Raw genomic sequence first — 13,905 nt, forward strand, 5'->3', positions numbered from 1 at the left:
CATTACTCATGCTGTCCCGGAATGTTATTTCCGCAATTTTCTGAGAATGAGCGAAAGTCAGCCAGACGATTGAAACGCTGGAGACTCATAGATGAGAGGCGCGAAAGGAATGGATAATGCAACACCCTGTTCTGTCTTAATGCGGGTGTATGTATCATCCACACATTGAGGTTACAGCTGGATGAGGTATTCCGTCAACAACGGAACACTTCAGTATTCTGGAAGTTTTTACTTATTTAAGTGAGCTAATGATTTGATCGCTGAACGGTCGCGACTCAGACTTCTCTGTGATTGTCAACTGGGGCTTGGTCTGGAATCGGGCTCTGTGCGGCCGCGAGGTCGTGCGGTATCTCTGGATGCGAAAGTGACTCATCAGATGTTACAGCGATCTGCCACTTCGTTCAGGAATCCCCCGATGCGTCGTCGATGGATAACTGGCCCTCGCAGGCTCCGAGGAAATGTTCCTTCCTGACGCTTCGGGTTATCTGTATTCCGATTTTTCAACTGACAGCTAGGCTAGGTATGGGCGATGATCACAAGCGTAGTTGCGTAATGCAGGGGGTAGGCCGTGAGGAATTGGTTTGACAGATTCTTGCAGGCTGCAGCAATGTTGCTGTTACTGTTGCTGTTGCTGGCCGGGACAATGGATTCCCGGGTGCATGGCGGCGAGCGGCCGAACATCGTTTTCATTCTTGCGGACGATCTTAGTTGGGCGGATCCCGGTTGCTATGGGCACCCGTGGCATCAGACTCCGAATCTGGATCGGCTTGCGAAGGACGGGATGCGTTTCACGAATGCCTATTCGGCGGCTCCCATTTGTTCTGCTTCTCGAGCTTCTATTCTGACGGGGAAGACACCTGCTCGTTTGCATTTCGAATTCGTAACGAAGAATGAGCCCGGCACTCAGAAGCTTGATGCACCTGTGCCGATGTTGGCTCCACCTTTCACGCTGAATTTATCTCTGGAGGAACGGACAATTGCCGAGGTTCTGAATGAAGAAGGATACCGGACTGCATTCTTTGGCAAATGGCATCTGAACACACATTATCGGCGGTACCTTGGCTGGAGTCCGACGCATGGCCCGGCTCGTCAGGGCTTTCAGATCGCAGAGGAAGATTTTGGCAGTCATCCCTATGCCTGGGGAAAGACGCCACCTCAGAGCATCGAGGTATCGGGAAGTTTTGCGGAGGATTCAATGATTGATCGGACGATCCAGTTCATCAGTCGGGATCACAAACAACCATTCTTTGTGATGGCATCCCAGTTCTACGTTCATACACCTGTGAGGACTCAATGCAAGTGGCTTCTCGAGAAGTATGAAGCACTTGTGCCAGCGGATTCACCGAACCGCAGGAACCGAGTTGCCTACGCGGCGTTCGTTGAAGAACTGGACGATCGCGTCGGCCGAATTCTGACCGCTCTGGATACCGCGAATCTTCGTGAAAGAACCCTGGTTGTATTTACCTCAGACAATGGGGGGCATCCGGAGTATACGGCAAACGGACCATTACGTGGGTCAAAATGGAATTTGTACGAAGGCGGTATTCGCGTGCCGATGATCGTCCGATGGCCGGGGCACGTTATGCCTGGCGCGGTCTGTGAGCTCCCTGTTTCAGGCACGGACTTACAAGCAACATTCGCAGAGGTCGGCGGCCGGGAAATTTCTGACGCAGTGATCAGACATACGGACGGTTCGAGCATCGTTGGGGCATTGTCCGGGGGTGATGAATGGCTGGATCGAGACCTGATCTGGCACTTTCCCTATTACCATCCGGAGGCAGGCTATGCGGTGGCTCCTGACAGGATTGGCATTGATGATTTTGTGACCAGCAGAACGCATCCCCATTCTGCCATTCGCCGTGGCAACTGGAAGCTGATTTACTTTCACGAAAATGATCGGGTCGAGCTTTACGATCTGAAGTCAGATATTTCAGAACAGAATGATCTGAGTGATGAGAATGAGTTGCTGGCAGATCAGCTCAGGCGACGGCTGTTGTTGGGTTTGAAAAACATGGACGCTCGATTTCCATCGCGTATCGTTCGATAATTCCCGCTGTCAGAATTATTCAAGGGTGATGGCTTCCCCTTCATCGGTCAATGGGCGGTTGATTGCAGGCCTTACGAAACACTTCAAGCTCCAGCAAAGAATTGAGATTCATGCGAAACTATTTTTACCTGATTGTTATTTCCGTCGGGTTGGTTGTTCCGGTTGGGCAGTCGCGAGCCAGCGGACAGTCGACTGAGTTTGAGATCTGGCCTGGCGATTTACCAACTGGTTCTGTCAAGTACACCGTTCAGCAGGCTTCTGAACTTCGGGCAAAAACAACGGACGAACGGATTGCTTTCGTAGATCGTCCAACATTGATCGCCTTTCCTGCACCTCCGGAGAATGCCAATGGATGCGCGGTGATTATTTGTCCTGGCGGTGGCTACAACATTCTGGCGTGGCGAAAAGAAGGAACGGAAGTGGCCGAATGGCTGAACACAATTGGAGTGACAGCTTTCGTTCTTAAGTATCGCGTGCCTCGCCGCATTCCCGACAACATCCACTGGGAACCGATGCAGGATATCCAGCGCGCGATTCGTCTGGTTCGCAGCCAGTCAGCGGAGTGGTCGATCGATCCCAACCGAATCGGAACACTGGGCTTTTCTGCCGGCGGACATTTGACCGTGATGTCAGGAGTGCAGTTCGAAACGAAGTGTTACGAGCCAGTTGACAATGTCGATACTTTGAGCTGCCGTCCGGATTTTATCTGCCCAATATATTGTGCATACCTGGGCAAAGATTATGACGATCGCAAAGACACAGAACTTGGGTCGCTCGTTACGGTGACCAGCCAGACTCCGCCGGCTTTCATGGCAGTCACCTGGGATGATTCACTTCGAGGTGCTCAGTCGGCATTGCTTTTCGCTCGGCTTCGGGAATACGGCGTTCCGGCAGAACTTCATGCGTTTACAAGAGGAGGACATGGCTACGGACTTCGGCCATCGGAAAACGCGGTGTCACACTGGCCGGATCATCTGCAGCGCTGGATGGACGCCAGCGGATTGCTGAAGAAATAGAGGGCCCCGCAGACGCTCGCTGCCCATGCTCCGAATTGGTAACAGCATCAACCGAGAATGAGATGTGTGGCAGTTCTCGAAGGCATCGCATGTCGAAACCTGCTACGATCCGGGTGGAGCATTTGCTGTGACTTCTGATGATCGCCACGTCCCGGTGGAGTAATTGCAATGACGGATGAAACGAGGACTTTGTTCGAGCGAATCGGCGGTGCGGAATCTGTTGCCAGCCTGGTCGATGCGTTCTACGGTCGAGTGCTGAGTGATCCTGAGCTGAGGCCGTTCTTTGAGAATTCCAGCGTCGATCACCTGCGCGCGATTCAAAAGGAATTCTTTGCTGCAGCTCTTGATGGACCGGTCATGCATTCCGACCTGGATCTTGCACATATCCATCAGGGCATGGGAATTACTCGCGCCCACTTCAGTCGTTTCGTCCATCATTTGATTCGCGTACTGGAGCAGGCAGAAATGATCCGTCCTGGTGATGCGATGGATGTGATTCACCGCATTTCCACCTACGTTGATGACGTCACTGGTCGAGCGGGGTCATCGGGCGATTAATCCCGGATCTCTGCCGAAGGCATCATCAGGCTGGCCTTTGTCATCGCCGCAATCGGGATTCAACCAGACTGTCGCTTTCCTGCGAATCGGTGTCTTGATCAGCGATCTTGCTGTGCCTGCAAATCATCCAGTTGCGGCAGGCTGTCTCACACAGCTGCGTGTAAGTATTTAGTCTTTCGGTTCATTCTCAAAACGATTCATTCTCAACTCGCGCCTGCCGTCCCCATGATTGGCGGGCAACAGACGAACGGAGATTCGATGGCTCGCCCACAACCCTCACAATCAACACTGGATCGCATGAATCGATACGTCGAAACCTATCGGCGTAAGACAGGGACCAGTGGTCATCCGGATGCCGAAATTACAGAGGGTGTCGTACTGGGATTGTCAGCCAACGTCGAAGAAGTCGGTCGCCCGCTTTGTCCCTGCAATTTCTACCCGGACAAGCAGAAGGAGCTGGAAGATCACGGTCGACGATGGGTCTGTGCGTGTGACGAGATGAAGCAGTTCAAATATTGTCATTGCCTGTTGTTCGTGCGTGAAGACGGACTTCCGATCACGGAATACCTTCCGGAAGATCACGAAGGACGCCAGATCTATGGCGTCACCGCCGACCCCACGCCGCATCTGGGGCGGGAATCGGCGAATCGCTGATTTCTGTAGGCGCTGATTCCTGGCGTCGTTTCCGCAAATGCCCCGCACTTTTCATCGGACGCCGACTCAATGAAGCTCAGCCTTCGGATTTCTGTTGCCTGTTTGACACTTCTGGCACATGGACTGGTAAGCACTGTGGTAGCACAGCAAATCCAGAAGTCAGATCTGTTTGTGGCGGGCGAAGGGGGCTACGGCCGATATCATATCCCCGGTATCGCTGTCACCGCACGGGGAACGGTGCTTGCGTGGTGCGAAGCCCGACGGAACGCTGGTTCCGACTGGGATGACATCGACATCCTGCTGCGCCGTTCAACCGACAGTGGTGTGACCTGGAGCCCCGCTCAAAGGATTGTCGAAGTCAGCGGCGATAAACAAAAAAATCCATTTGCGCTGAAATTGAAAAGCACCGATCCCACAACGGTTACTTACAACAACCCGGTGTTGATCGCGGATCGGGATGGAACTGTCCACATGCTGTTCTGCCTGGAATACATGCGGTGCTTCTACCAGCGCAGCGTCGACGACGGCCTCACGTGGTCACGGCCGGTTGAAATAACCCAGACGTTTGAGACTTTTCGGGATACTTACGACTGGAAGGTTCTTGCCACGGGACCAAACCACGGCATCCAACTGACGACGTCACACAAGCATGCTGGGCGTTTGATCGTCCCCGTCTGGCTTTCCACCGGCACCGGCGGTAACGCCCATCGGCCAAGTGTGACTGCAACCATTTACAGTGATGACGGCGGCAAAACCTGGCAGGCGGGTGATGTAGCCGTGCCGTGCACGGAAGAGTTTATTAACCCGAACGAAACGGTCGCCATTGAACTGGCCGATGGCCGCGTCCTTCTGAATGTTCGCAATGAATCTCTGGCTCACCGACGCATTCTGGTGAGCAGCAGCGACGGAGCTACGGGATGGACTGTCCCGGCGTTTCATCCGGATCTTGTGGAACCGATTTGTATGGGCGGCACAGTTCGGTATCGTCATGCGGACAAGAATCTGTTGCTGTTTTCACATCCCGAAAATCTGTCCCGGGCTGATGGTAAAGAAGTGGCGGGCAGGAGTCGCGACCGTCGCAACCTGAGCGTGCTGGTCAGCAGTGACGAAGGAAAATCCTGGTCGGTGGCTCGCAGCATCGAAGCAGGCTGGAGTGCTTACAGTGATATCAATGTGGCGTCCGACGGTACAATCCTGTGCTTCTATGGCCGAGGTGAAAAGAGCAGTTTCTCGGGCGACCGTCTTACAATGGCTCGATTTGACGCGCAGTGGCTTCTCGGGGCAGGCGATGAGCCGGTGCCTGAATCGGAACCGGAAAGGATGGAAACCGACATCTGCGTGTTTGGCGGAACATCCGGCGGTGTCATAGCTGCAGTTCAGGCAGCGCGCATGGGGAAACGCGTCGTTCTTGTCGAACCCGGAGGCCATCTGGGGGGCATGACATCCGGCGGACTCAGCGCTGTGGATATTGGCGACCCGCGCAGCGTTGGTGGTCTGGCTCGGGAGTACTTCACACGACTTGTTTCGCATTATGGCAAGCAATTGCAATGGGACCAGCCATTCCGTAGTAAGGGTGGTCCCGCGACCGGTGGCGCGTATTCCATCGAACCCAACGTCGCAGAACAGGTTTTCATTGAAATGGCTTCCGAAGCGGGCGTGCTGGTTTTGCTGCACGGCCGTTTGGCTGCCGTTGAGCTCAACAAACAACGTATCGAAAGTATCGGTCTCTCGAGAGCTCATGCCAAACTGTCGGACATTACTTTGCGTGCAAGAGTCTACGTGGACACAACATACGAAGGCGACCTGATGGCAGCTGCCGGCGTCGACTACACTCTGACGCGCGAAGCCAATGCTACTTACGGTGAGCAATACAACGGCATCCACTACGCAGAAAAATACCGGCCTCGTTCGAAGCATCTGATGCCAGGTTCCAATGGCCGCGTTAAAGGTGGTCAGGGAGTCTGGGACCGCGATTTTCCTCTCGATCCGTATGTCCGTCGGGGAGATCTGACCAGTGGACTGCTGCCGCTGGTCAGCGAAGGAGCCCCGGGATCGCCAGGTGAAGCGGCTCCCGGCAACATGGCGTACTGTTTCCGGCTGTGTCTGAGTACCGCGGAAGATCGTAAACCCATCGAACCGCCGGCCGGTTACGATCCGAATCAATACGAACTTGTTGTTCGGTTTATTGAAGCGTGTCTGGCGAACGGCGACCATATGGATCTGCGATGGTTCAGCAAACATGATCCGCTTCCGAATCAGAAATGGGACTTCAACACGGCAACATTTGGCGGCAACCTGCCTGGTGGTCCGAGGCCAGAGGTTGCCCACCATTCAGCACCATCGGTTTCCGTCCCCTGGCCGCAGCGTGTCGATGGATTTGGCTGTTGGGAATGGCCAGAAGCTGGCTACGAGCGACGAGCAGACATCCTGAAAGAAATTGAAAACTACCATCGTGGCTTATTGCACTTCCTTGCCACCGATTCACGGGTTCCCGAAACCGTACGCAAAGATATGCAGCGATTCGGACTTCCAGCCGATGAGTTCCCCGATACTGACGGCTGGCCTCACCAGTTGTATATTCGTGAAGGTCGTCGCATGGTCAGCGATCTGGTCATGACCGAACATCACACATTCGGCCGCACAGTTGCCAAACACAGTATTGGACTGGGTTCGTACGGTACCGACGTGCATGAAATTCGTCGGATTGTGAAAGACGGTGTCGTCACCAGAGAAGGCAAGGTGGCAGGCGGTCGAGGCGGTTTCGGCCCCTATCGAATTGCTTTTGAAGCCATCATTCCCAAAGCTTCACAATGTGAGAACCTTCTTGTCACATTTGCGCTCAGTGCAAGCCATTCGGCATTTGCCAGCATTCGGATGGAACCTGTTTTCATGATTACCAGTCAGTCTGCAGCAACGGCCGCTGCGCTGGCTATAGACCACAACATCGCCGTTCAGAACATCGACTATCAAAAGCTCCGCCAGCGACTTTTGATGGATCGGCAGGTCCTGGAATGGTCACCGAATTAGACTCATGCGACCACACTGATGTCGGGTGTTGAATGGTTGGAATGCCGGTCATTTTATCGTTTTTCCTGCCGCCAGCGTTGTTCTTCTTCCCGCAGAACTTCCCGCTGAATCGCGTCGATATCCAGCGAAAGGAACTGCTGTTCAATTTCATCAGCCTGTGAGATTCTTTCTGAAAGAGGAATATGGTCATCTCCTGGGCCATTGTCGATCGTCGATGATGGAGGACGTTGCTGAGTCTCTCGCGGGCTGCGCAGCAGGCCTTCAATGGATAAGTCCGCTTCATCGAAATCAAATACCTCCGGCCATTCCATGGAATCATGCTCGTTGACTTCCGACGTGACCGGCATCGGGCGGGAGTCTGGTGGTTTTCTTCGCATCGGTGCATTCTGACTGTTGTCCGGATCAATTTGCCGCCAGAACACCGCGCTATCCACACATCGGCACCTCCTGCGTCTTGCTGCTTGGTGCAATCGATGATCACTGGAAACAACCAGCACCTGCCTGGGTGCGCTATGCGTCCTGATGATCTCTTCAATTTCCGAATCGGCATCTCCGCCGGGCTCGGCGAAGTTCACCGTCAGGCCATTAACAACCATTGTTCGGTCTGTGTCGTCAGGAGATTCGAACGCATCGAATATGACCAGCGAATCCGGCAATGCTTCCTGTTGCAGTCGCGATGTGAGTTCCGTAAGAAATCGCTGGCGGCACCGCTGAAGGTCCCCGGGCCCGTACCGGTACCTTGCAAAACCAGCGGCGTGCATGAGGTTGTAGCCATCGATCAGGAGAAAGACACGTCTCATAGTCGTAAAGCTCTTCCGGAGCGAACAGCATCGTATTTTCGCCGGATTCCGGCAGATTCAGACAAAGGCAGCACCGACGACGATCAGACTGCGCGAAACGTACATCTTCGGTCGCACATGATGACAGGATTTGATGCAGGCCGGTATGTTTGCTTCGAATTTCGGTTTCCCGTTTGCACTTTTCTCTCTGGAGCCGTAAACATTCCGTGGCAGTTGGCGTTCGATTTGGCTGGGGCCGCACCTGTCTTCTTCATTTTCATTTGCAATCTGTCATCCTGCAACAGGGCTCCTGTTTAGTGCAACGCAGCACTCCGTATTTCATGGCAATCCTGATCGTCGCTTTCGGGTTGCGTCTTCTGGCAGCGTTTGCAGTTGAGCATCATGTACAGAAGGCAGGTCGAGCCTTCCTGATCGAAGGCGATGCCAACGGCTATTGGGAACTTGCACAAAAAATTGCCGCCGGACAGGACTACTGCATCCATCAACCGCCACGCTATGTTCTGCGGACCCCGGGCTTTCCCCTGCTGCTGGCAGCATCGATTAAGCTCTTCGGACCGTCAATTCTGAGTGCGCGCATAGTGCTTGCTGGGATCGGGGCTGGCTGCTGCTGGCTCACCTGGTATCTCGCTCGCCTGCTGTTCACTGAAAAAAACAGCGCAGCCGAATCGATCGGATTGATGGCCGCAGCCATCATGGCGATCGCTCCACTGCAAGTCGGGAACAGTGTCCTGATTCTGTCCGAAACATTGTTCGCTTTCGGGCTTCTCACGTGTCTGATCCTGCTTGCGAAACTGTTGATGTTCCCCAGCCAGATTCTGCGATGGGCCGGGTTACTGGGCATCTCGACGGGGTTGACGGTACTGATTCGCCCTGGCTGGATTCTTTGGCCAATCGTCAGCTCTGGCCTGGTTCTTCTGCTGTCGACTGCAGCGTACCGATGGAGAATGGCGGCCATCGCGGTAATTCTGTCGGGCTGTTTTCTGGTCCTGTTCCCCTGGGCCTGGCGGAATCATGACGTCACCGGGCACTGGGTTTTTACCTCACTCTGGTCCGGCCCCAGCCTTTACGACGGGATGCATGCCAATGCGACCGGCGCCAGCGATATGCGTTTTGTGGACGAGGAAAATGTCTACGCGACAATGAGTGAATACGATGCAAATGAACACTATAAGTCGCGTGCAGTCGCGTTTGCTCTCGCGAATAAAATGCGAGCGGTTGAGCTGGGGTTCGTCAAGGCTGGCCGATACCTGAGTCTTGCCCTAAATGCCTCAGGCTTTGCAGATAGCCCAGCATCGCTGGTTTCGGTTGTTTTCTACCTCGTTTTTTTTGCCGCTGTGATACTGGGGGTTTACCGCTGGACCGGTTCACCTGCAGGAATTGCTGTCCTGGCCGCGCCCTTCCTGCTGTTTCTGCTGGTTCATATGGCCTTTGTCGGGTCAATCCGGTATCGTTTACCTGTTGAATTTCCGCTTTCCATCTTTGCGGCAAACGCGTTGCAGGGGTGGGACTGGCGTGGTTGGTTCAGGAAGAACTCACCCCGCACCTGAATTGCGTTATTCAGGGGACAAGAACTCGTTACCGCTTCACACGCGGCTGACTTCGGCAAGGATGCATGAAGCCACTGTCTGTCATCAAATGGGCTCTCCTTCTGCTGTTGCTGATCGCTGTTGCGATCGGTGCCGGGGGAGTCTGGTTTTGGCAGAACGGTGACCTGATGGTTCGTCAGGTACTGACCGCCCGTTTCGAGGCCGTTGCGCCGGATCTGAAACTGGAAATCGGACAGATCTCTTTGTTACCCGGGAAGTCGCTGCGTCTGCAGCGCGTTGAACTGCGGGATCGCAGGACGAATAAATCACTGCTTCGGGCAAATGACGTTCTGGCGCTGATCGATGAAACAGAACTTTTCGAACGGCATCGGGTGCATATCACTTCGTTGCGTGCTTCGAAGATTGAAGTGTTGATGCAGCGTCGCGAAGACGGTCGCTGGAACTGGCAGGATTACCGGTTCATCCGTCAGGAAAATCAGGCATTGGTACTGCCACAGATTACGCTGGAGGACGTGCGGACGCAGTTGATGCTTGAACACGGAAGTGGCCTGCCCCCGGCGAACCTGTTGTTGACCAGTTCTTCGTTTCTGGCAGTTCCCTCTTCCAGCACGGCTTACGATTTCACAGGCGATGTCGTCTTACCAAATGCCGGTCCATTAACACTGACGGGCGACTGGGATCTGAAGAGCAGGCAGTGGCAACTGGGGGGACGGATGCGAGATGTACAGGTTGGCCAGAAGCTGGCTGCCCTCGCGCATTCGACGAACCCAGGCCTGCAAAATCAGCTCGAACAAATTGACAGCATCTTCGGGCGATTTGTTCCCGCTGATGCTCAGGGATCAACATCGCCAACGGCTGCACTTGTGATTGGAAGCAGCAGTATCGCTCCTCGATTTCTTGGTGTGCTGAATGTTGACTTTCAGGTAGCCGGTCGCCCTGAAGCCACCATTCCGGATTTTCGTCTGAAGGTCGATATTCGCGATGGTCAGTTATCATCCTCGGCGATTGAGGACACGCTGACTGATGTTCAGGCGACGGTCTTTCGCGACAATCAGAATGTTATCGTCAAACTAACCCAGGCTCGCGATGGGGACGCTCTGCTTTCCGGTGAACTGCGAATGTCGACGCAGCCCGGATCGCCCGCCCCGGAGATCACTCTGCATGCGGAAAACTTTCACGTTGACAAACGTATTCAACCATTCTTTCCGGTAAAGGCACGGCCGTTTTTTGACAACTTTCTGCCGGATGGTTACGTCAGCGGCGATGTCACTTTGCGGCGTGCCGAATCCGGCAAGTGGCTGCCCATTGGCCTGACTGGCACCATTTCGGGAGGTGAGGTCACATTTCACAAGTTCCGTTACCCTGTGCGCAACATTCGGGGGACGGTATCGCAGCGATCCTTCGAAGGCGTACCGTTTACGGATCAGAATGTGATTTTTGATCTGAAGGGAACGGGCACGGCTGGCGAGCAACTGGTTTCGGGGACGGGGGTTATTCAGCGTCCCGGACCGGAAGCAGAAATGCTGTTTGATCTGCAGACCGAAAACTTTCCGATCGACAGTCGCTTCCGTGATGCGCTGGAAGAGGCGGGAAGAAAGGTACTGGATTCGCTTCAGATCTCCGGTCGCGCGGCTTGCAAAGCGCGATGCTATCGACCACCGGGTCTCGATAAACCGACACACATGCTCATGAACGCAACAGTCACCAATGGTGCGATGCGATTTACGGGCTTTCCATACGAAATCAGTGAGCTCAGTGGTCGGCTGGTCTTCAACACGCTCGAAAAGTCCTGGAAGTTTGAAGACCTGAAGGGGCGACACAGCGACGCGATGCTATCTGCGCGAGGATATTATCGAGGAGAGCCCCAGCCTGGCGTTCTCGAGCTGGAAGTGAAGTGCGAGAATGGCCAGCTGGACCCGGATCTCTACAACGCTCTGGGCGACAGCAGTCGCGTCGTCTGGTCAATGTTGCAGCCGAAAGGAAAAGTCAGCTTAACCAGCAACATTCACTGGACGGCCTCACCCGGGCAGAAACCCGTGATTCGACTGCCGGAAGTTGTAATCACCGATGGGGAAATCTACCCGACCGCCTTTCCATATCGAATGACGGTCGATTCACTCAAACTCAGCTACGACCCCAACGATCCAAGATTTGCTGGTGTTCAGCATTGTGAAATTCTGGAGTTCAAGGGGCGCCATAATGAAGCCCCCGTCAGTGCCACAGGGTGGGCTGAAGTCAGCCCTGATGATCTTTGGCAGGTTCATCTGAATGATGTGAATGCCACCGATCTCGAACCGGACGATGATCTGCGAGCAGCACTTCCGGATTCATGGCACGAAACGCTGTCCCGCCTGTCTCGACAGGGAAAAGTTGCCATCGAGAATTCACAGCTGGATTTTCGTGGTGCAACTGACGGACGACTGCAGACGACCGCTGCGTGGGAAATGACCATGCGACTGAAAGACTGTGCGATTGCAGCGGGTCTTCAACTGGAAAACGTATCGGGGATCGTGAATGCGCGAGGCAACTGGGATGGCGCGCACCTGATTAACGCGGGCGACATCCGCCTGGATACGGTCGATGTGCTGGGCAAACAACTGACACGCGTCTTCGGCCCTTACAGCCTGAATGACGAAGAACTGCTGCTGGGCTCTCGTGATATTTTCAACATTAATCCGGAACTTGTCCCGACAGCGTCGCAGATTCAGGCGCAGGGTTATGGCGGATCGCTTCTGGTGAATGCCACGGTCAGTCTTAACGAGTCCGATCGATTTCGCCTCTTCAGTACCATCAGAAACGCATTGCTGGAATCGTACGCGGCTCGGCACATCCCCGATCAGCAGAATATGAAAGGGGTTGTCAATGCGTGGCTTTATCTGACTGGCGCGGGAGAAGATGCCGCCAGAATTGAAGGCCGCGGGCAATTGCTGATCAGCCCGGCATCGATGTACGAACTTCCGATGATGGTCACATTGTTCAGGGCTCTTGGTCAGCTGAACTTCACTGTGCCAAATCGAGAAGCATTCGACTATGCGTTACTGTCTTTCGATGTCCAGGACGAGCAGTTCGTATTTGACCCGATTGACCTGGTCGGCGATTCACTGGCCCTGCGTGGCCGCGGCAGTATTGGATTTGGCGGTGATGTGGTCATGGACTTTTATTCGCGGCCCGCACGGTCTCGTCGTCCGTCGTTGCCACTTGTCAATGAACTGCTCTACGCCAGCACAACGCAATGGGTTGGCGTTCAGGTGCGAGGAACTGTCGATCGCCCGCAGACGGAAATCCGCTCTCGTATTCAGGTCGATGAATCGATGAAGCAGTTTCTTTCAGCCTTTCAGCCGAATCCAAACGGGCCGATCCCTTCGCTGCGTGTCCCTCGCATTTTCACCGGCCCGCTTGCTGCTCCGCAGGCATTTCGCGGGCCGCAGGGAGCTCGACCTTGACCTCTCCTGACATCGCAACGGTTCGTGACGGTCGACGGTTTGCCGTTCCGCGTAGTCGGCGGTTAACCTGGGATCTGTTGTATTTCAATCAACAGGTTCCGCTGTGTGGCCACGACAGACGAATGGATTTGACGGTCGTCGCTTCTGCCAGAGCGAAATGTTCGAAGCGAGTTTCCTGGTCGGCCATTTTCTTGAAGGCATTTGCTCTTGTTGCAGCCGACTATCCCGAACTGCGCCAGACCTGGTATCGATGGCCCTGGGCTCATATTTACCAGAACAACGCCAGCCATGGCACACTGACCGTGCAGCGAGTGGTGCATGGCGAATCGTGGTTGTTCTGGGGAATCATTGAAGCTCCGGAAACAAAATCCCTGCTGAATATCCAGCGGCAAATTGATCAGTTCTGTCACGAACTACCGAAGGACGTGTTCCGCAACCAATGGAGACTGGCAAAGCTTCCCCTGGTTCTGCGACGAATGATCTGGTGGTGGAATCTGAACATCTCGACGCAGGGGCGAGCGAAACGATTCGGCACTTTTTTTCTTTCGACGCTGGCAGGCAGAGGCGCAGAGATTCAGGTGCCTCCGTCAATTCACACAGGCTGCCTGACTTACGGACCGCTGGATGAGAACAACCGCAGTCGCGTAACACTGGCCTACGACCACCGTATTATGGACGGAGCCAGGGTCGCTGATATCCTGCAGACTCTGGAGGAAACACTCGTGTCAACGATCTGTGAAGAATTATTGTCAGGCATCTGAAGCTGCTTCACCGGCATGAAGTCAGCTGCGAGTTATTCCCTACACAATCTTA

The 13,905-nt window shown here is 54.3% G+C and carries 9 protein-coding genes; 8 read left to right on the top strand and 1 reads right to left on the bottom strand.

Going from position 1 to position 13,905, the window contains the following annotated elements:
• Nucleotides 1-607: 607 nt before the first annotated feature.
• From R3C20_04280 to R3C20_04300, 5 genes are all read left to right on the top strand, one after another.
• Nucleotides 608-2,047 (top strand): sulfatase, encoded by a 1,440-nt coding sequence (locus R3C20_04280; protein ID MEZ6039698.1) that lies wholly within the window; start codon nucleotides 608-610, stop codon nucleotides 2,045-2,047.
• Between the two features lie 110 nt (nucleotides 2,048-2,157).
• The gene (locus R3C20_04285) at nucleotides 2,158-3,063 is read left to right on the top strand and encodes an alpha/beta hydrolase (protein ID MEZ6039699.1); all 906 of its coding nucleotides are present in this window, start codon (nucleotides 2,158-2,160) and stop codon (nucleotides 3,061-3,063) included.
• A gap of 168 nt (nucleotides 3,064-3,231) precedes the next feature.
• Entirely contained in the window at nucleotides 3,232-3,621 is a 390-nt protein-coding gene (locus tag R3C20_04290) for a group 1 truncated hemoglobin (protein ID MEZ6039700.1), read from the top strand.
• Between the two features lie 258 nt (nucleotides 3,622-3,879).
• Entirely contained in the window at nucleotides 3,880-4,275 is a 396-nt protein-coding gene (locus R3C20_04295; protein MEZ6039701.1) for a ferredoxin-thioredoxin reductase catalytic domain-containing protein, read from the top strand.
• 69 nt (nucleotides 4,276-4,344) lie between these two features.
• On the top strand, nucleotides 4,345-7,302 hold the full coding sequence (locus R3C20_04300) for an FAD-dependent oxidoreductase (protein MEZ6039702.1): 2,958 nt from the start codon (nucleotides 4,345-4,347) through the stop codon (nucleotides 7,300-7,302).
• 53 nt (nucleotides 7,303-7,355) lie between these two features.
• Here the strand turns inward: R3C20_04300 and R3C20_04305 are convergent, their stop codons facing one another.
• Nucleotides 7,356-8,102, bottom strand: coding sequence for an NYN domain-containing protein (locus tag R3C20_04305; protein ID MEZ6039703.1), 747 nt, complete (start codon nucleotides 8,100-8,102; stop codon nucleotides 7,356-7,358).
• Nucleotides 8,103-8,398: 296 nt separating this feature from the next.
• On the opposite strand from R3C20_04305, the gene R3C20_04310 reads away from it, so the two are divergent.
• The 3 genes from R3C20_04310 to R3C20_04320 all read left to right on the top strand — a co-directional run bounded on the left by R3C20_04310 (nucleotide 8,399) and on the right by R3C20_04320 (nucleotide 13,853).
• Nucleotides 8,399-9,649 carry a glycosyltransferase family 39 protein gene (locus R3C20_04310; GenBank protein ID MEZ6039704.1) on the top strand — a complete coding sequence of 417 codons (1,251 nt, stop codon included), beginning with the start codon at nucleotides 8,399-8,401 and terminating at the stop codon, nucleotides 9,647-9,649.
• Nucleotides 9,650-9,714: 65 nt separating this feature from the next.
• A complete protein-coding gene (locus tag R3C20_04315) occupies nucleotides 9,715-13,092 on the top strand; it encodes a hypothetical protein (protein MEZ6039705.1) in 3,378 nt (1,125 codons plus the stop codon).
• Nucleotides 13,089-13,853: a hypothetical protein gene (locus tag R3C20_04320; protein ID MEZ6039706.1), complete on the top strand. Its 765-nt coding sequence runs from the start codon at nucleotides 13,089-13,091 to the stop codon at nucleotides 13,851-13,853. The genes R3C20_04315 and R3C20_04320 overlap by 4 nt, the downstream gene beginning before the upstream one ends.
• The last annotated feature ends 52 nt before the right edge of the window (nucleotides 13,854-13,905 follow it).

Source organism: Planctomycetaceae bacterium, assembly GCA_041398825.1.
In the GTDB taxonomy this organism is placed as follows: domain Bacteria; phylum Planctomycetota; class Planctomycetia; order Planctomycetales; family Planctomycetaceae; genus F1-80-MAGs062.

Excerpts from the sequence above, each read along its gene's own strand:
- R3C20_04315 (MEZ6039705.1), top strand. The coding sequence starts at position 9,715 with ATGAAGCCACTGTCTGTCATCAAATGGGCTCTCCTTCTGCTGTTGCTG.
- R3C20_04300 (MEZ6039702.1), top strand. The coding sequence starts at position 4,345 with ATGAAGCTCAGCCTTCGGATTTCTGTTGCCTGTTTGACACTTCTGGCA.
- R3C20_04280 (MEZ6039698.1), top strand. The coding sequence starts at position 608 with ATGTTGCTGTTACTGTTGCTGTTGCTGGCCGGGACAATGGATTCCCGG.
- R3C20_04290 (MEZ6039700.1), top strand. The coding sequence starts at position 3,232 with ATGACGGATGAAACGAGGACTTTGTTCGAGCGAATCGGCGGTGCGGAA.
- R3C20_04295 (MEZ6039701.1), top strand. The coding sequence starts at position 3,880 with ATGGCTCGCCCACAACCCTCACAATCAACACTGGATCGCATGAATCGA.
- R3C20_04285 (MEZ6039699.1), top strand. The coding sequence starts at position 2,158 with ATGCGAAACTATTTTTACCTGATTGTTATTTCCGTCGGGTTGGTTGTT.
- R3C20_04305 (MEZ6039703.1), bottom strand. The coding sequence starts at position 8,102 with ATGAGACGTGTCTTTCTCCTGATCGATGGCTACAACCTCATGCACGCC.